The 18,662-nt window shown below is 37.8% G+C and carries 18 protein-coding genes and 5 pseudogenes; 15 read left to right on the top strand and 8 right to left on the bottom strand.

Annotated features, from left to right (window positions below; translation table 11 throughout):
- From FJR37_RS27640 to FJR37_RS06860, 7 genes and pseudogenes are all read left to right on the top strand, one after another.
- Positions 1–211 (top strand): annotated as a pseudogene (locus FJR37_RS27640) (RNA-guided endonuclease TnpB family protein); the annotation flags it as partial.
- Positions 201–710 carry an IS200/IS605 family accessory protein TnpB-related protein gene (locus tag FJR37_RS06835; RefSeq protein WP_371416104.1) on the top strand — a complete coding sequence of 170 codons (510 nt, stop codon included), beginning with the start codon at positions 201–203 and terminating at the stop codon, positions 708–710. The pseudogene FJR37_RS27640 and the gene FJR37_RS06835, both read left to right, overlap by 11 nt.
- A 172-nt stretch (positions 711–882) precedes the next feature.
- Positions 883–1,095, top strand: a complete 213-nt coding sequence (locus FJR37_RS06840) for a hypothetical protein (protein WP_039200714.1) — start codon at positions 883–885, stop codon at positions 1,093–1,095.
- Positions 1,096–1,567: 472 nt separating this feature from the next.
- The gene (locus FJR37_RS06845; protein ID WP_039200715.1) at positions 1,568–2,815 is read left to right on the top strand and encodes a GNAT family N-acetyltransferase; all 1,248 of its coding nucleotides are present in this window, start codon (positions 1,568–1,570) and stop codon (positions 2,813–2,815) included.
- The gene (gene ruvX / locus FJR37_RS06850) at positions 2,802–3,293 is read left to right on the top strand and encodes a Holliday junction resolvase RuvX (protein ID WP_051424362.1); all 492 of its coding nucleotides are present in this window, start codon (positions 2,802–2,804) and stop codon (positions 3,291–3,293) included. The genes FJR37_RS06845 and ruvX overlap by 14 nt, the downstream gene beginning before the upstream one ends.
- 127 nt (positions 3,294–3,420) lie before the next feature.
- Complete coding sequence (locus FJR37_RS06855) at positions 3,421–3,993, top strand: DUF3727 domain-containing protein (protein ID WP_039200716.1); 573 nt, start codon at positions 3,421–3,423, stop codon at positions 3,991–3,993.
- 367 nt (positions 3,994–4,360) lie between these two features.
- Positions 4,361–4,894 carry a YqeG family HAD IIIA-type phosphatase gene (locus FJR37_RS06860; RefSeq protein WP_039200717.1) on the top strand — a complete coding sequence of 178 codons (534 nt, stop codon included), beginning with the start codon at positions 4,361–4,363 and terminating at the stop codon, positions 4,892–4,894.
- 305 nt (positions 4,895–5,199) lie between these two features.
- Here FJR37_RS06860 and FJR37_RS06865 read toward each other — a convergent pair whose 3' ends face one another.
- Positions 5,200–6,993 carry a WD40 repeat domain-containing protein gene (locus FJR37_RS06865; protein ID WP_168465629.1) on the bottom strand — a complete coding sequence of 598 codons (1,794 nt, stop codon included), beginning with the start codon at positions 6,991–6,993 and terminating at the stop codon, positions 5,200–5,202.
- Between the two features lie 1,149 nt (positions 6,994–8,142).
- On the opposite strand from FJR37_RS06865, the gene FJR37_RS06870 reads away from it, so the two are divergent.
- The gene (locus tag FJR37_RS06870) at positions 8,143–8,925 is read left to right on the top strand and encodes a PIG-L deacetylase family protein (protein WP_168465630.1); all 783 of its coding nucleotides are present in this window, start codon (positions 8,143–8,145) and stop codon (positions 8,923–8,925) included.
- 63 nt (positions 8,926–8,988) lie between these two features.
- Positions 8,989–10,119: a glycosyltransferase family 4 protein gene (locus FJR37_RS06875; protein ID WP_039200720.1), complete on the top strand. Its 1,131-nt coding sequence runs from the start codon at positions 8,989–8,991 to the stop codon at positions 10,117–10,119.
- Here the strand turns inward: FJR37_RS06875 and FJR37_RS06880 are convergent.
- The 3 genes and pseudogenes from FJR37_RS06880 to FJR37_RS06890 form a co-directional block, all read right to left on the bottom strand.
- On the bottom strand, positions 10,102–10,983 hold the full coding sequence (locus FJR37_RS06880; RefSeq protein ID WP_039200721.1) for an aspartoacylase: 882 nt from the start codon (positions 10,981–10,983) through the stop codon (positions 10,102–10,104). The two genes, FJR37_RS06875 and FJR37_RS06880, sit on opposite strands and share 18 nt — an antisense overlap.
- Before the next feature lie 135 nt (positions 10,984–11,118).
- The gene (locus tag FJR37_RS26390) at positions 11,119–11,403 is read right to left on the bottom strand and encodes a hypothetical protein (RefSeq protein ID WP_199308422.1); all 285 of its coding nucleotides are present in this window, start codon (positions 11,401–11,403) and stop codon (positions 11,119–11,121) included.
- A 61-nt stretch (positions 11,404–11,464) separates the two neighbouring features.
- Positions 11,465–11,701, bottom strand: a pseudogene (locus FJR37_RS06890) (HAD family phosphatase); the annotation flags it as partial.
- A 263-nt stretch (positions 11,702–11,964) separates the two neighbouring features.
- Here FJR37_RS06890 and FJR37_RS06895 point away from each other — a divergent pair.
- The 3 genes and pseudogenes from FJR37_RS06895 to FJR37_RS06905 all read left to right on the top strand — a co-directional run.
- Positions 11,965–12,426: pseudogene (locus FJR37_RS06895) on the top strand (RtcB family protein); the annotation flags it as partial.
- A 239-nt stretch (positions 12,427–12,665) separates the two neighbouring features.
- Positions 12,666–13,475 carry a hypothetical protein gene (locus FJR37_RS06900; RefSeq protein ID WP_168465631.1) on the top strand — a complete coding sequence of 270 codons (810 nt, stop codon included), beginning with the start codon at positions 12,666–12,668 and terminating at the stop codon, positions 13,473–13,475.
- Positions 13,475–14,194 (top strand): annotated as a pseudogene (locus FJR37_RS06905) (RtcB family protein); the annotation flags it as partial. The gene FJR37_RS06900 and the pseudogene FJR37_RS06905, both read left to right, overlap by 1 nt.
- Positions 14,195–14,282: 88 nt before the next feature.
- Here the strand turns inward: FJR37_RS06905 and FJR37_RS06910 are convergent.
- Positions 14,283–16,001, bottom strand: a complete 1,719-nt coding sequence (locus FJR37_RS06910) for a cation:proton antiporter (protein ID WP_039200725.1) — start codon at positions 15,999–16,001, stop codon at positions 14,283–14,285.
- Between the two features lie 98 nt (positions 16,002–16,099).
- Between FJR37_RS06910 and FJR37_RS06915 the strand changes: the two are divergent.
- From FJR37_RS06915 to FJR37_RS27650, 3 genes and pseudogenes are all read left to right on the top strand, one after another.
- Positions 16,100–16,277 (top strand): annotated as a pseudogene (locus tag FJR37_RS06915) (RtcB family protein); the annotation flags it as partial.
- A 101-nt stretch (positions 16,278–16,378) separates the two neighbouring features.
- Positions 16,379–16,543, top strand: coding sequence for a four helix bundle protein (locus tag FJR37_RS27645; RefSeq protein WP_371416106.1), 165 nt, complete (start codon positions 16,379–16,381; stop codon positions 16,541–16,543).
- Positions 16,527–16,748, top strand: coding sequence for a four helix bundle protein (locus tag FJR37_RS27650; protein WP_371416105.1), 222 nt, complete (start codon positions 16,527–16,529; stop codon positions 16,746–16,748). Before FJR37_RS27645 ends, FJR37_RS27650 begins: the two co-directional genes overlap by 17 nt.
- Positions 16,749–16,882: 134 nt before the next feature.
- On the opposite strand, the gene FJR37_RS06925 is transcribed toward FJR37_RS27650, so the two are convergent.
- The 3 genes from FJR37_RS06925 to FJR37_RS06935 all read right to left on the bottom strand — a co-directional run bounded on the left by FJR37_RS06925 (position 16,883) and on the right by FJR37_RS06935 (position 18,565).
- Positions 16,883–17,947 (bottom strand): GUN4 domain-containing protein, encoded by a 1,065-nt coding sequence (locus tag FJR37_RS06925; RefSeq protein WP_168465632.1) that lies wholly within the window; start codon positions 17,945–17,947, stop codon positions 16,883–16,885.
- A 110-nt stretch (positions 17,948–18,057) separates the two neighbouring features.
- Positions 18,058–18,330, bottom strand: coding sequence for a hypothetical protein (locus FJR37_RS06930; protein WP_168465633.1), 273 nt, complete (start codon positions 18,328–18,330; stop codon positions 18,058–18,060).
- Entirely contained in the window at positions 18,323–18,565 is a 243-nt protein-coding gene (locus FJR37_RS06935) for a hypothetical protein (protein ID WP_039203843.1), read from the bottom strand. Before FJR37_RS06935 ends, FJR37_RS06930 begins: the two co-directional genes overlap by 8 nt.
- Between the last annotated feature and the right edge of the window lie 97 nt (positions 18,566–18,662).

The raw sequence follows: 18,662 nt of genomic DNA on the forward strand, positions 1-18,662 counted from the left end.
ATCTATTGACTTGGGAACGTCTGATAATTTAGCGGCTTGCGTTGATACATTGGGCAATTCCCTATTGATTGATGCCCGTGCAATGAAAGCTATGAACCAGTTGTGGAATAAGAAAGTATCTACTCGCAAGGACGGAAAGTCAGAAGCTTATTGGGATAACTGGTTAGACCGTGTAACCCGTAAACGTAACCATCAAATGCGTGACGGTTAACAAAGCTGCAAAACTAATTGTTGACCATTGCTTAAAATATGGCATTGGTACGTTAGTAATTGGTTGGAATGAAGGGTTTAAATCTAACGCCAATATGGGAAGGATTAACAATCAAAAGTTTGTCCAAATGCCATTAGGTAAACTCAAAACCCGGCTAATCCAACTTTGCGGTTTGCACGGTATTAGATTTCAAGAAACTGAGGAAGCGTACACATCAAAAGCTAGTTTTCTAGATGGAGACTCCCTACCCAAGTTTGGTGAAAAACCAGACGGGTGGAAAGCATCTGGAATGCGTGTTAAACGTGGCTTGTATCAGTCAGGTAATGGTTCAATGATAAATGCAGATTTGAACGGCGCAGCTAACATTCTGCGAAAAGTAGCCAGCAATCTAAGCTTAGACTTAGGCTTACTGGGTAGACGGTGTTTGACGACCGTAGCGAGAATTAAACTTTGGGCATTGCCTAAATTTACTCTGTCCGCAGAATCTCAGCGGCTTTAGCCCTGAGAGTGTCAATTACCCACAATATGCTGTATCTTGATTCTTGGCTGTTCCCTCTTTCCCAATCATTACACTTCATTGCGAAATAGGCAGTTAAGTAAAAAATATGATAACTTCTGATCTAGTCTAGTAAAGCAATTACAACTAATTCATCAAGGAGAACTCAGTGGCAATGGAATCAAATGTATTAACGGGCGCAACTGTAGATAACCAAGATATAAGCGAATACGTTGCTCATCTACAACTGCACATGACACTACAAGCTCGCAACTTGGTTCCCAACTTAGTTCCCAACTTCAAACAAACAATTCAAGATAGTCGTCAACAATTACTGCATCAAACCCAAGCGGAATTTGAAAAATTTGCTTCTCGCCAAGGTCTATAGATGTGAACTACCACACACTGACTTTCGGTGCAGTGTGGTCTTCGCAATTCATCGGGAGTAGCCTCCAGAACTTCGTAGTTCTATTGGTCTGACATTCCCTCCAAGGGCAGAAGTCCTGATTCCCAAGACCCAAATCTTTCTCTGGTAACACTTACCTATCAGCTTGGTTTTCGCTTACGGTATTGGTGGTAGCGCAGCGTGGCGTTAGCCATGCTCCTAAACTTCTGAACTCCTGAACTTACGGTGAATAGTTAAGAGTATTTTTAGTAGAATTACCATAGAATAGAAGCAGACATTGTGGTTTTCACACTAAAGGTATACTCACAATTTCTGCTTTTTATATTTTTTTACGCATTTAGTTAAGAAAATCACTCTTTGGAAGCAAGACCTAAGAGCAAAAAGCCATTAAAATGATTAGAGTATTACATCACCAATCATATTTTGTAAAGGTTAAATGGCGGCTTGAATCAAAATGACTTCACTACTCCCTCGAAACCTCAGCGTTGTTATCCGACCAGTCCAACATCGGGATTTGGAAGGAATTGATCGCTTAACTCAAGAATCATTGTCCCATCTTTCTTCCCAAGAAACTGATGCGGCGATGCGGCAAATGCAATGGTTAAAACACTGGTATGGGTTACTCAAATTCTTAAGTTGGTTTCCCAATCCGTTACAGTACCGTTTCTGGGTCTATGTTGCCGAACAGGGAAGGACGCTACTGGGAATGATTCAAGTCTCGCCTTTTAACCGAACTCGCAGCACTTGGCGAATTGATCGGGTGATGTTAGCAGGAACTGGCGATCGCCTGGGAGTAGGTTCACAACTACTACGCCATTGCTTTGAATCTATTTTAGAAGCACGGACGTGGATATTAGAAGTTAATATTAATGACGTTGATGCCTTAGCGCTGTATCGCCACAATGGATTTCAACGGCTGGCAGAAATGACATACTGGGAAATTAGTCCCCAGTTATTAGCAGAATTAATTCAAACCGAGCCAGATTTACCCAACCTCTTACCAGTCAGTAATGCTGATGCTCCCTTACTATATCAACTAGATACAGCATCAATGCCACCTCTGGTACGGCAAGTATTTGACCGACATACCCACGATTTTAAAACCACTTTGTTTGGTGCTATTGGTGATGCCCTCAAGCAGTGGATGACAAAAACCGAAGTTGTCAGTGGTTATGTCTTTGAACCCCAGCGGAAAGCAGCTATTGGTTATTTTCAGGTGCAACTGGATCGCACAGGGACAAAACCCCATATCGCCACACTGACAGTTCATCCTGCCTATACTTGGTTGTATCCTGAACTATTATCTCAATTAGCCCGTATCGCCCAAGATTTCCCCCAACAGGGATTACAATTAGCTTCTTCAGACTATCAGCCAGAAAGAGAAGAATATTTAGAGCGAATTGGGGCTAAACGCCAAGAACATACCCTGATCATGTCTCGTTCCGTCTGGCATAAACTACGAGAATCGAAATTTGTCTCCCTAGAAGGAATCCAGTGGCAGGAAATGTTACAAGGACTGCAACCAACCCGGAAGCCTATTCCTGGGGGGATGTCATGGATGCCGCAACCACAGCAAGTACAGCCAGAAAGAGCTACACTAGTTCAGTCGGAAATTGTAGCTTTCAATCATCAAAACCCTAATATAATAGACACATCTTGTCCATCAGATTCAGCCACAGATGAACCCCATGAGCAACAATAGCGTGATCTCCCAACAGCCATCAAAATCATTTATTTCCGCGTTGGGTGTGGATGTTGGTAGTAAACGCATTGGTTTAGCTGGGTGTGATGGCACAGGATTAATTGCTACGGGTATAACCACAATTGAGCGTAAGTCTTTTGTCGAAGATGTCGAGAAAATTCAGCAAATAGTCAATGAGCGACAAGTGCAAATTCTCATTGTTGGTTTACCTTATTCAATGGATGGTTCTATCGGTTTTCAAGCCCGTCATGTCCAAAAATTTGCGGCTAGATTAGCAGAAGCACTGAAACTTCCTTTGGAATATATGGATGAAAGATTAACTTCTTATCAAGCAGAACAACTGCTAATAGCTGAGAATCGCTCTCCATCAAGAAATAAGGGTTTGATTGACCGTAAGGCTGCTGCATTGATTTTACAGCAGTGGCTAGATGCTAGACGTAGTTCAGCACCGAGATCGGTAACATTTGCTGATGAGTGATCCCTTTTAACATGGTATTCTAAAAACTATTACTTCTATCTCTGAATTTATGGTTGACATCGGCTGTCATTTAGCGGTTCAATGATCTCCATATATAAGAGTATTGTTACAGTTACATAATTCAGCTATGCATTCATCTCCACTTCCTGAAGACAATGATCACGATTCCGAAAGTTCTCTGATTTTAACAGATGAGCTAAAACGAACACTAGAATGTTACATCGAGCATACCCTCGATGTAGAGGGAGAAAAATATGTTCTCCTTCTTCCTGTAGATTCACCAATAGAAATTTTTGCTTGGCAAGCCGATGGCGACGAAGAAGAAGCCGTTTTGGTGGAAGATGATGAAATCATAGACCAAATTTTCGGCACTGCTCAAGCTGTGCTTTCCGAGCAAAATCTAATTCTCAAGAATACTGCTTATGCTTTGACTGTAGCAGGTGAGTTGCCTCCTGAAGATGAATCGAAATTCTTTACTTTAGAAATTGAAGATGAAGAAAATGGTTTAGAACCAGAGCAATTAATGGAAATTGCCACTTTTTATCATGATGAACAGGAGTATGCAATTTATACTCCCCTCGACCCCTTGCTCTTTTTTGCCAGAATTACGAAAACAGGTGAACCAGAATTACTTTCTCCTGAAGAGTTCCGTAAATTTCAACCCCTCTTAGAAGAACATCTTTTTAATGAAGTTGAGTAATTGGTAATTGGTAATTGGTGATTGGTGATTTAATTACTATTGCCTTTTGCCTTTTGCCTTATTCAAAAATCTAAATTTAATAGGGTTCTTTTTAGGAACTACGGTCAGAAACGGTAAGTTCTACCGAGATTGCCTGTGGAGCGGGCAAACAAGATTGGAAGTCATTCTAAGACCGCGATGAAGCAGGAAATAAACACTAAGATTATCGCTGTCCAGATGTGTCTAGACTTTGGTAATTTTGGGTAAGTTTTATAGAACGGCTTGCTTAATAAATCTGAACCTCAAATTTTTCTTTCTTCCTCCTGACTCCTGAATCCTGACTGGGCGCAAGCCCTGCGCCCCCACCTCCTAGCCTTCACAAAAAATTATGACTCGCAACCATCTATTAGAGCCTAACTTGATTTTAGCAGGTTCAGTTTTGACGCTGACACCAGATGTTATCCGACAATATGGGCTGAAAGGGCTAGTATTAGATGTGGATGAAACTTTAGTACCGATGACAACAAGTTCTACTTTCCCAGAATTGCAAGCATGGATAGAAGAAATTCGGGTTTGTACGACATTGTGGTTAGTTAGTAATAATTTAAGTGAAGCGCGAATTGGTGGCATTGCCCGTTCTCTTAATTTACCTTATTATTTGGGTGCGGCTAAACCCTCCCGACGGAAAATTCGGGCGGCGTTGCAGGAGATGAATTTACCTGTACATCAAGTGGGGATGGTAGGCGATCGCTTGTTTACAGATGTTTTAGCTGGTAATCGCTTGGGAATGTTTACAATTTTAGTTGAACCAATTATCCATCCCGATTTTACAGCCCTCCGTTCCCATCCTATCCGCAATATTGAAGTCTGGATATCAGAGATATTGGGTGCATCTATTACAAGTAAAGCTATTAAACATTAAAAATTGGGCGTTGCATAATTGAAGTATGAATTTATCCTCACGCAAAGGCGCAAAGGTAAGAGGTTTTAAGAGGTTTAAAAACATCTTTTTTTTGACTGAAGCTCTAAACTCAGCAAATGAGTGTTTCTTATCTGTTCCCTGTTCCCTGTTCCCTGTTCCCTGTTCCCTTCTTTTATAACTTACCAGTTCCGTAACTGTACTCAATTAAAATCACGAAAATAGCAGCCAGTCAAGCAGTTATTCATAAAAAATTTGTACCAGTTTTGTAAGTGGCACAAACTTGTAGAGACGACCGCCGTTTTTATCTAACTCCGCTGCCAAATTTTAATTGTTTTGTCCAAACTCCCACTGACTAACATTTCTCCAGAAGCAGTAAAGGATAAAGCTGTGACTGTATTAGCATGACCGGCAAATGTCCCTAATAATTCCCCAGATTGTAAATCCCACAATTTGATAGTTTTATCAGCACTACCACTAGCAATAATTTGTTCATCAGGACTTAAAGCAACTGTATTCACACTATCTCGATGTCCTTTGAGAGTGTGAACTAATTCCCCAGTAGCTAAATTCCAAACTCGAATAGTTTGATCTTGACTACCACTGACTAAAAATTTAGCATCAGCACTCATGGCTAGGGAACTGACAATATGAGAATGACCCATCAGTGTGTATATTGGTTGTGTATCTGGCAAATTTTTCTGATTGAGTGTTGAGGATGTTTCCCAAACTTTGATTTTGCGATAACTACCTGTAATCAAAATTTTCCCATCTTGACTTAACACCATGGAATGGGCTGCTGTATCATCTAAAGATAGGGTATTTTCGACTTGGCGATCGCGCAAGTTCCAAAACAAAATCTGGCGATCATGACCACCAGTCGCTAACATCTTACCATCAGGTGTAAACGCCACACAACGGACATCTCCATGATGTTTATGGAGAATATCAATTAGATCCAACGCCCCAGTATGCCAAATTTTAACGGTGGAATCTGCACCTACACTTACTAATGTTTGTCCATCGGTGCTAAAAGCCAGGGAATTAACCTCATCTACGTTGGCAGAAATAACCCAAGGATATTCTGATAATGTCTCGATTAATTCACCTTTTGATAAGTCCCATAATTTTGTTTCTCCCCTGCTACCACTAGCTAACATCGGGATTGTTTTCACATTTTTAGTTCCGGCATCCTGGACTACTAAAGTTTTGATAGCATAGGCTAAACAGTTAATACCTTTGGTATGTCCTTTTAATGTTTGCCAGCATTCCCAATCACCAATAATCTTCTTTTTGGGATGTTCTGGTGGTAAGGTTTGAATGGTTTCTACCATCATTTTCTCATCAGTTCTTGGTACATCATCTGGTTTACCACCCAGAGACTGTAAATACCAATTTAATCCTCCTGCATACAATAGGCTGCTGGGAGTTAGATAAATCTTTGAGTCTGAAAAATCTAGTTGATTTGTCGGTAAAAAACCAGTAATCACTGTTTGTTTGTGGTATCCTGACTGGGTATTTCCTGGATAAAACAAACACAAGAAAATCAATACTTGGTGGTTATTGATATCTTCTTGACTAACAGACCAACGAATTTTATCTTTTTTAATGCCATTAAAACTTTCTCCATCTGCTACGTGAATTTGAATACTTACTTTTGGGTTATTTGCTAACAAATAAGTAAACTTACTTTCACCGCGTAAATTTCCCTCATCATCCAAACCCATATTTTCTAAAGTGTCTTGTGGCACTTTTCTCACCAATTTTCCTAACCGTTCCGTAATCATCCAATCAACAATTTGTTCACGGACAAGATAATCTTCTGCTTGGCGTTGAAAATAGGTCGGAAAGGGAATGCTCCAATCAGGATATTCAGGATATTCAGGTGGTATCGGTGGAGGGTTTTTGGCGAGGATTTCAGCTTGCTGACGAGAACATTCAAGAATTTTCGTTAATGAATCCCCCGCAAATGCCATTACCTCACTGTGATAACCTTTAACTCGACTTTCTAAAAGAGAAAGATCCGCCGTCTTCGGTTTTTTCACCCGGTTTAAGAAGTCAGTTTGTTGCGCTTTTAGTAAACTAATCCAATTCATCTGCATGATAGTGGCACACCATTGCATACCCAAGATAACTTATACTAATGCAATAATTACTCAATTTATAACTTCAGCCAAAATTTAGTAATCATTACAGTCTGATGGAATACAAAAACTAGCTAAATTTAATGGTAAACATCAAGCCCTACTGTGATTAAGCACTGCTTAACTTTATATAGCAGTTATTTTTAGGAACGCAAATTTAATAACCTGCAATTCTGATGTAACCTGGAATGGTGCGTTACGCTGTCGCTAACACACCCTACTTTTGCACCTTATTTAATTCACATTCCTTAGGATGCAATACAATCGAGGACGGGAAAACCACGTCCCTACAGGCTTAACGATTTGCTGACTGGATCTCACAAAGAGTGCATACCGCTATATGGTAGGTTATGGGGATTTCGATGATTTCCATAAATTCTAACTAATCTAACTGATAATTTACTGTTTCTATAGAAACACTTCTGGCTAGAAAAATAGTAAGCATTCAAGCCTTAGTCGTCAACTGATCCAGCTTTTTGTAAAATATAGGCAATTCAAATTTATTCTTTGCTAATCCTCCATACTACTGAGAGGTTGTTTGAAAAGTGGTATCCCGTAATTTTCATCACATTGTTACCCCCCTTTCCCTTTGTGAAGAGGGGTGACAATAAAAATCTAGTAGTTCGTCAAATTTATTTTGACGGGTAATGATCGGAAAAAACTTCTGTTCTTCCCTCCCCTGCCCCCGGTGCCTCTCTTCACCCGTCATTTTCGGGTTGACAGACTACTAGTACAAAACGGCGTAAATAAACCAACCATTCTAAATCCTCCAAAAGCCTATACTGTCTTCATTTTGACTTTTGACTTTTGACTTTTGACTTCCGCCTTGCGGTACTAGTTCCCTCCCCTTTATAAGGGGAGGGTTAGGGAGGGGTAAAATATTCGATACAGCAATCATGACTTTTTAAACAGACTCTGAGAGAGTTTTTTGGCATCTATCTGATTTTTAAACACTTTCTTATTGATATGTTCAGCATAACTTTATTAAAAAAATAAATACTCTTGTCTAGGGTTTGACTATTATAAAAATAGTTATTTTAATTATGGGAAGCATCAATATTTATTATCTACAAAACTTGAATTTTGTCTGGAATCAATTTTAAATTTATGAATCATAAAAAAAACCTAATCTCTTTAGAAAAAATCATCCCTAATAAATTGTTAAATCAGATACAATATATTCATTGTAGTTTAATTTCCTGGTGGATTTTGCATTGGGGAAGTCAGCCTTTGAAATTTTCTGAAAAATCAGCAATGGTTTTTTCTCCTCATCAAGACGATGAAACCTTTGGTTGTGGAGGGATGATTGCTCGTAAAAGAGAACAAGGAATACAAGTAGGTATAACTTTTTTAACTGACGGTAGAGGTTCTCATGGCTTAGATCCACTTATGCAAAATCAAGTTATCCAGATTCGTCAACAAGAATCTTTGATGGCGTTAAATATTTTGGGAGTAAACCCTTCAGAGATTCATTTTTTAAATCACCAAGATGGCAGTTTAGCTTCTTTGAATATAGAGAAAAGGCAACAGATAATTACTGAAATTTCAGAACTACTAAATTTATATCAACCGGGAGAGGTTTATGTGCCTCACCGTAAAGACTGTCATCAAGATCATGAAGCTACTTATAATTTAGTGAAAGAGGCAATTATCCAATCGCAAATTCATACAGAAATACTTCAATACCCTATTTGGGTATTTTGGCGATCGCCATTATTTATTCTGTTGAAGTTACAAGATATTGCAGCGGCTTATCGCTTATCAGTAACATCAGTAAAAGAGAAAAAACAAAAAGCTATTGCTGCCTATTCTTCCCAGCTTGAGATGTTACCTCGGGGATTTATTAACCGATTTTTATATTCGGAAGAAATATTTTTTAAATCCGAGTAAGGTAGGGACAGGGAAAACGCATCTGAAGATTTGCTATAAATAATTACAGTGGAGAAAATTTAAATGCGGATTCTACATATTACTAATCATGTTGAAAAAATCGGTAATGGAATTGTTAATGTTGCTGTAGATTTAGCTTGTTTACAAGCAAAAAGTGGTCTGGATATTGCTGTAGCATCTGCTGGTGGAGAATATGAAAAATTATTAGCAGATCACGGTGTTGAACATTTTCATTTAAATCAATGTCGGACACCATTAAATCTGATTAAAGCTGCTTGGCATTATCGCCAAATTATTAAAGATTTTCAACCGGATATTGTTCATGTACACATGATGACAGGGGCAATTTTAGCAGGGATTCTTCGCAATAATCGAGAATATCATTTAGTTTCTACTGTCCATAATGAGTTTCAACATAGTGCTATCCTCATGGGATTAGCTGACCAGGTAATTGCAGTTAGTAAAGCAGTGGCTAATTCAATGATTAAACGGGGTATTCCACCTCAGAAGTTACGAGTGGTTAGTAATGGAACTTTAGGAAGTCCTCGGCATAAAAAACTTGCAGATTATCAACCTGTAAAAATGCCACATCCATCTATAACTACTGTGGCTGGGATGTATACCCGCAAAGGTATTTATGAGTTAATTGAGGCATTTAAAATAGTTTCCATAGACTTTCCGCAAGCACATTTATATTTGGTAGGAGATGGTCCAGACAGACTGATGTTCGAGTCTATGGTGCAAAATACAGATTTCAGCAATGCCTACGGCGGGCTGCGCCAACGCATTCATTTTGAGGGATTTCAGGCAGAACCGCAACGCTATATGTTAGGAACAGATATCTTTGTTTTGGCTTCACATTGTGAATCTTTTGGCTTAGTGCTAACGGAAGCGCGGGAAGCTGGTTGTGCAATCGTAGCCAGTGATGTAGATGGCATTCCTGAGACTTTAGATGATAGTCAGGCGGGGATTTTAGTGCCACCCAAGGATATTCCAGCCTTAGCTAATACTTTGACACAATTATTGAGCGATCGCCAACTTTTAGATCAGTGGAAATTCCGCGCCCAGCAAAATCTAGAAAGATTTAGTGCAGCACGAGTGAATGAAGAAACACTAAGTGTATATCGTGAATTAATGAGAAAAGACAATATCATCAGAGTCATGGAAACCAGAGAATTAGCCAATCTTAATTAACTGCTGTTCGCTAATGTGCATCGCAATTCCTTTCTCGTAATAGGCAGCTTCATTAATAAAGATCGGATAAACAGTAGAATTTCCTTGATAGAAAATTTCTTCTCCTGTGAAAGTCAGAAAAATAGGATCACCAGGATGCAAAGGTTCATAATCTTGGAATTGAAGTTGGGGATGAATCATCGCCTGAATTTCCCCTACTTCATTTCTTGGATAATCAATCACACCAATTGATTTGTAGACTGTTAGTGTATTATTTTTGGGCAAATCTTTTCCTTGATTATAGTCTTCAAAATAATCTAAAATACTATAAATAAGTTGTTCAGTCTGTTGAAATAATTCCGCATTTAAAATTCCCTGGGGTACGGCACCAACTTCAATCGCAAAACCCAAATCACACAAAGAACGCAGAAAACCACTACCTTGAGGTTGTTCATGAATATAAACCTTCACCAAAGGATTAACTGCACTCAAATCAGCAGCTAATTTGAGCAGGAAAGGATGCCAATTTCCCAGAATAATACATAATCCCATATTGGCAGTAGTCGTATGTACATCAATAATTGTATCTACAGATTTTTGATTTTCTGGTTGTAATATTTGTTGAATTTCTCGCGCCCTTAATGCTTCGTAACTTGAAATTTTTGAATTTGATAATTTATCTTGATTAAAGCAACGATTCAGATCCGTATCAATATATCTTGTCCGTGCAGCAATAGCTTTAGGATTACCAAGTAATGATAAAGTTTCAAAACTGCCTCGATGAATTAAATGGGGATATTGCTGAAACTTTTTCACTAAGTAAACTCCCGTTAACTCATTACCGTGATTTCCGCCGACAATCGCCACCCGATGAATTTGATTCATAAATACCCCGTTTACAAGCAACTTAGCTATGAAAGTGAACACATTCTATCAGTCCATAGCCACTTTATCAGGACTTACGCAACTGGCACATTGGTAGGGTGCGTCAGATATCAATAATCTGTTTATTTGCAGAATTTATGCAGTCTGACGCACCCTACAACAGATTTTCAGTGTGACACTTTTTTTTAATATCTCTGTAGCTGCATTATTTAAACCTGATAGTTCTAAGGAATGAATCGGGTAAAGTTCGTTATCTAATGATATCATTTCTTGACATTTTTCCTGACTAATGAGAATTAAACAACTTTGATGTTCAATTTCTGTGGTCATTTGCAGAAAGGTTTGATAATCTTGATATTCAGTTGTATAAAAATTATCTTTTAAAGTATTTAAAAACCCAATAGTAGAGCGTGGTATCACCTTTTTGAATATTACTATTTTTAACTCTAACCTTATAAACTTGATATTCTTCTCCCAAACCTTGAGCTTTGCGGGTGAGTAACTGCATCATATAAGCTTCCGTCACCATCCTACCACGACTTTTCAACAGATTTTGCAGATACGCGCGAGAGCCTATCCCTAAAAAAGCTTGACGTTCCTGCACCCGTTGAGGTTGAAGATTTTCCTGTACAAGAATATCATCTATCAATTGAATATGGATTGATCCATCTTTAATAATGACACCATTAAAATCAAATAAAACTGCCTTTAAACTCATAGTAAAAACTGGAAACAATCCTCCAGATGATTATTTATCAGAGTAAATTACCGGAATACATTTAAGATTAACCCATTTTTGAACATATACAAGAGTCAGATCCCCGATTTCTCGAAGAAGTCGGGGATCTTGTTGTCATAGCTTGACAGAGCAATAAATTATGTAGTATTGTTGTAATACAAAAAGATTCAAGATAAAAGTTTTGTCCAAAAACTCCAGATGATTGGCGTTTTTACTAAAACCTCAAATCCCCAATTAAAATTATGCCCTACGAACAATTAGGAATTACCACACCCCACCCTGTTTTATCTTGGGCAAATCATTCATTAGGCTCAGATGAAACTAAAATGGCTAAGAATGTAGCCTCATTGCCATTTGTATTTAAGCACGTGGCTTTAATGCCCGATGTTCACTTAGGAAAAGGGGCGTTAGTTGGTTCAGTTATTGCTACTAAAGATGCCATTATTCCTGCGGCTGTGGGCGTGGACCTGGGTTGCGGTATGAGTGCTATCAAAACACCATTTACAGGTGAACAATTAGAAGGTAAACTAAAGAAAATTCGCCTCGATATTGAAGCCGCAATTCCCACAGGATTTAATGAAAACAAAGATGTAGAAAAAGCTGTAACTAACTGGCAACGGTGGCGCGATTTCTCTAATTTGCATCGTGGTGTGCAAGATTTAGAAAGTAAAGCGATGAAACAAATGGGTTCTCTGGGTGGGGGTGAAAGATTGCCCCATCTTACAGTAATGTAGGATTAAAAACTCGTCCAAATCGGTGAAGGCTGCGATCGCTAATACCGAGGGAAGCGGTAAAACGCCCCGTAGAGAGTAGAGGGACTTGGGCATCCTAACATATATATTTAGGATGAAGGTGTACTCCGAACTATACCGAACTTGAAGGTATAGAATCAAGCAGAAATGACTTGATCAATTGTCACTTTCATTTATGATATTGTGGGATTATGGAAACCACTAATATCACACTCAATCACCCCGATTATGCCTACTTATTCGGCTTCATTCAAACTGATGGTCATTTATACAATAACACTCGTGATCGAGGTCGTTTAAGTATAGAAATTCATAAGCAAGATGAAGATATATTGTGGGCTTTCAAGAATCTAATACCGTTTAATTCTTCCATTACTGAACGGACTCGCAGCACTAATTTTAGTCAGAAGTCTACATCAGTTATTTGGAGAGTTTATGATAAACGATTTCGAGATTATCTTGAATCATGGGGTTTACCAATAGGTAGTAAGTCAGATTTAATAAAACCACCCAGTTGTAGTTTTTCAAAAGTTGATTATTTTAGAGGTTTAATAGATGGAGATGAATCTCTAGGGTTTACCTCAAATGGGTTTCCCTTTCTATCTTTAGTTACATCTAGCTCACATATTTGTTTGGAATATATAGAGTTAATTCAGCAGATTGTGGGTAAAACAAAAACCTCAAAGAGAAATACGAGAGATAATATTTACAACATCACGGTTTATAAAGAGGATGCTCAAATATTAGCAAAATACTTATACTATGATGGTTGTCTGGCTTTATCTAGAAAAATCATTAAAGCTAATGAAGTATTGAGTTGGAGTCGTCCTCCTAATATGAAGAGAGTTAACAACAGAAAATGTTGGACACCTCAAGAAGATCAGTTTATTACTACCCATTCAGTTGAGTGTTCAATGGAAGTATTAAGTAGAAGTCGAAACAGTATTCAACTTAGACTGTGGAGACTGAATAAACTTAATCGGCAATTAGTAACAAATTGAATCACTTTATCGAAATTTGTCTCGACACAGAAAATCAAGTTTGGTTAATGCTCCATTCCGGTTCTCGGAATATTGGTAATAAACTCGCACAATGCCATATTAATACTGCTAAAGAATTAGCGAAAATGGCAAATAACAAATTACCAGATCCAGATTTAGCTCACTTTGTCGTGGGGACACCAGAATTTAAAGCTTACTGGGAAGACTTACAATGGGCGCAAAATTACGCACTTTTTAACCGTGATGTGATGATGTCACGATTTAAAAAGATTGTTGAAAAACATCTCAATGGTGGGAAAGTTACCAAACCTGTATTAGAGGTAAATTGTCATCACAATTACGCCGAAAAAGAAGTACATTTTGGCGAAAATGTGTATGTCACTCGTAAAGGTGCAGTTCGCGCTCAAACTGAAGATTATGGGATTATTCCTGGTTCAATGGGAACAAAATCTTTCATTGTGAAAGGTAAAGGAAATGCCCATAGTTTTTGTTCTTGTTCCCACGGTGCTGGAAGATTAATGTCAAGAAGTAAGGCAAAAAATGTCTATACTCTTGATGATTTAATCGAGCAAACACAGGGGGTAGAATGTCGTAAAGATACGGGAGTTTTAGATGAAATTCCTGCTGCTTATAAACCCATTGAACAGGTAATGGAAAACCAATCTGATTTGGTGGAAATTGTAGCAACTTTGAAGCAAGTGCTTTGTGTTAAAGGTTAAAGTAGGGTGAGAGGTAGAAGCAAAGATAATTATTTTTCTCTACACTCTACACCCCATCTCCCAGACTCTTTTTAAAAGATGTCTATTATTAATCAGGTCTAACACTTAAATATCTATCTTTGCGAATAGTATTGATCACAGTTTGGATGTAACTGTCTCCTGCACCCAAGGTTTTTAGTAAATGATTCCCTAACTCTAATGCGGCTTCAAATTCAGGTTGGACAACTTCTTTTGCACCCATTTGAGCTAAAATATCAATTTCCTTATTACTGTGTGAACGAGCAATTACATCTAAATAAGGGGCAATAGTCAAAGCATTTTTCAACAGTAAGCGGGTACTAGCAGGATCAGGAAGGGCGATCGCTAAAGCTTTAGCAGTCTCTAAATGTGCTTTTTCTAATACTAACTCCGAATCTGCATCACCAAAAATATAAGGAATTTGGCGCATTCTTAATCTTTGTACAGATGCTTCGCTATTTTCAATTACTACAACTGGATATCCTTGGCTTTGTAATATACTAACAATTACTTGCCCAACTCTACCGTAACCAGCTACTACTACGTGATCAGTAATTATTTCTGGCATAGATATTGTTTTTGGGACAGAAAAGCGTTGTAAGAACTTTGCTAGGAAGGGGTTTTGATTTAGATAATCGGCAATTAAAGGTGCAACTTTCAGAGATAAAGGAGTTAGTACGAGTGTAATTGCTGTTGTTCCTAACAATAAAGAATAGGTTTGTTGAGATAGCAGTTCTAATTTTAAACCAGCTAAGGCTAATACAAAAGAAAATTCACCAATTTGGTTGATGCCAAAACTGACGATAATGGCATTTTTTAGAGAGTAGCCAAACTTTAAAACAATGCCTAAAATAATTGCGGCTTTACCCAGCATTACCAAAGTGACAAGTCCTAAAATTAGTCCAAAATTGTTAATGAGAATAGCCGGATCAATCAGCATTCCAATTGATGCAAAAAACAGACTAGCAAATGTATCTCGCAAGGGCAAAATTTTTGCTAATGCTTGGTCAGCATAATCAATTTCCGATATCATTAAACCAGCCACAAATGCCCCCATAGCAATGGAAAGACCCAAGTATGCAGTTGTTAATGAAACTCCTAAGCATAAGGCAATTACAACCAAGAGAAATAATTCATTACTTTCTGTAGCGGCAATATTACTTAAAATCCGGGGAACTATCCACAGACTTAATATAATTGCAACTACTACAAACAGGGCAATTTTAACTAAAGCAAAGCCTAGTGCTACAGCAATATTTTCGGGTTGTTGCAAAGCAGGAAGTATTGCTAACATCACACCCAAAGCTAAATCTTGAGCAATTAATATTGCCAGCATAATTTGCCCATGCACTGTATTAGTTTCACCACTCTCTGTGAGTGTTTTTAATACTATTGCTGTGGAAGAAAGAGATAAAACTGCTCCTAAGAAGATTCCTTGTGTGATTCCCGAAGCCCAACCTGTGAAAACAGTTACTATTGCTACTAGGGCAATTGTTAAACCAATTTGTAGTAAACTGCCTTTGATGGCAATTTGTTTAACTCGTTTTAGGTCTGCTAAAGAAAATTCTACACCCAGGGCAAACAGTAGGAAAGCGACACCAATTTCTGCTAAAGATTTAATATCAGCAACGTTGCTTAATAATTTGAAACCAAAAGGTCCAATAGCAAAGCCACTCACTAAATAACCAAGTATCACAGGTTGATGTAACCTATGGGACAAAAATCCTCCTAATGCCGTAGCGACTAAGACGATTGTTAAATCCAGAATTAAACTATGCTCTGTTTCCATATTCTGTGTTTTGTTGTGTTATCAACTTATGTCAATCACTTTTCAGAGTAACTTGAGTTGGTAACAATCAACATCTACACCTCGATAGCTAAGTTGAAAAAGCTGTCTATACTTTTGATGATTTAATGGCGCAAAGATGTAGAATGTCGTAAAGATACGGGAGTTTTAGATGAAATTCCTGCTGCTTATAAACCCATTGAACAGGTAATGAAAAACCAATCTGATTTGGTGGAAATTGTGGCAACTCTGAAACAAGTGCTTTGTGTTAAAGGGTAAATTGTCTGAATCAGGACACCCTTCGGGAAGTCAAAAGTCAAAAGTCAAAAGTCAAAAATAATTGATGTATTATTTATTAAAGGTTTTGATTTTTGATTACCATGAATAATCATACACCAATAAATGAAAGAACTTTTGAATTTGCTGTAAGAATCACAAAGTTGTGTTCTTATTTAGATAAACAACCCGGTACACCAAGATTATTAGCTGCTCAATTATTTAGATCAGGTACATCTATAGGTGCTAATATTGAAGAATCTACGTAGTGCTGAAAGTGATAAGGATTTTGTTAGTAAACAATCAATAGCACTTAAAGAAGCAAGAGAAACAAAGTATTGGTTAAAGTTGTTAGTAAAATCAGAAATCGTCCCTGATGAAAAAGTAGCTGGTCTTGTTGATGAATGTGAACAATTGATGAGAATTATTGCTAAATCAATTGTCACAACTAAAGGAAAGATGAAAAATAATTAATTTCTTATCCTTTTGACTTTTGACTTTTGACTTTTGACTTCCCGAAGGGCGGGTATCGGAAACCCTGAACCCGCAATACTTCGTGGAAAATTACCTGTTTATAATTCTTAATAATTTTCTGTAACCTTTAAATGTTACACTTTACAAGTCTCGACGCGAGATAACGCACCCTCAAAATTAAACCTCATTCTCACACATTTAGTACCGCCTGCATACCCCAATTCCTCCCAATCAAACCAAAAAAAACCGTTTCCCGGGAAGTTTCCTTCTGGTGCTTTATTTTCAAAAGTCATCTCATTGTAGTCCAACCACTTGCCTCCTTTTCTCCATCCTACCTTATCCCCGAACTTGTCCCAGATGTCTAATTTATGTTCTTTCGTTCCACCGAAACTTTGATAAATGCGTTTCTGAACAGAAAAACCAAATTTACCATCACTGTATTTTACCCACAACTGGTCAATTGTACGAAGGTCTTCACAGGGAAAATTATCATAATCTAAATAATTTTCTTCTTCTCGCTTCGCAACCGCTAACATGACCCTTCTTGTTTCCTCGTCTGCTTCTTTCCAGTTTTTTGCAAAGAGTAAATCTTGTAATTTAGTATAATCCTGTCCTACTGCTGACTTGAGTTCTACCCCGCGCATTGGTAAAGCCAAAGGAATGGGGGGAAAATCAACAACATTACCTGATTTTATAGAGTTTTTAGCAAACTTGATTGCTTGATCATTAACTTCTTCTAACTGATGTTCTAACTGGGCTTTTCCTGTTCTCAAAACAGCCTCATTTACCTGAGCAAATTGCTGTGGATTTAGAAGAATATATTCCACATCAGCAATTTGTTTAGAAATCCGCTGTGAGCGCTCCCAAAGACCTTGCAATACCCGTGTTTTCTTTTGCAAAGTCATCATATCGATCGCTTGCATTGCGGTAGGAAAAGATAGCAAATCGTGATAAGGTTTGCAAAGTACCTGCAAAATACTCGCCGATTTTCGCACTGAATCTGGAAAATTGACTGCATATTCTAGAGCTTCTGCGGGAGTTGTCACCAGCACCCCAGCACCACCTGTGCGATAACAACGAGCTTCAATTCGCACATTGCTATATTTTGCTAGGTTGGCAAATCTAGACTTTATTTCAGCTTTAGCATCAATAGAAGCAACATTGCTATAGGAAATTTGGGCGCTCAGTTCCGCATCCATTTTTTCCTTAGTTTCCCTATCACTAGAAATAATCTCAATGGTACTGACGAATTCACCACCTGTAATTATTCCAGAGATATATTCATAACCCGCCCGCCGATAAAATTCATCTATTCCATTTTGATTGAGAAACTTACAGCGCTCACCATTGCTCTATATAGCAAAGCACATACATCTGCCCTAGTAGCAACTTTTTTAGGATTCAGTAATTTCTGATTGGGATAATTGACAATAAGACGATCACCTGTAATTTCACCTTCCTGTAACTGTATAATAACAGGTTGAATATCATCACGAATTTTCCAATATCGTTTTGATAATTTATACAGTTGTTTTTCAAACTCAGGAGAAAATCGAATTGAGATAGGATTTATGTTATTCATTCTCAATTCTCTCCCATAATTCAGAAATAGGTCTGGTTTTGCCGGATTTTACTTCTTCAAAAGCCCTTGTTAAACTCTCTTTTATTTCCTGAATTGGAGTATCATCAACATCAATATCATCTGCTTCTGGTAGGAGAATAATTACCTTAACAATATTAAAACCATCAACTTCTAAAGGATAGTCTAAGGTTAATTGTCCCTGTTGAATTTTTCCAGTAACTTCTAAGGCTTTCATAGTTTCTAGCTGCTTTTTGTTTAACTAATTTTGATGAAGAAAATATTTCTATTACATTTTATCATATTTCCTAGAATTATTTTTATAATATCATGCT

The organism is Aphanizomenon sp. UHCC 0183 (assembly GCF_009712065.1).
Lineage (GTDB): Bacteria > Cyanobacteriota > Cyanobacteriia > Cyanobacteriales > Nostocaceae > Dolichospermum > Dolichospermum heterosporum.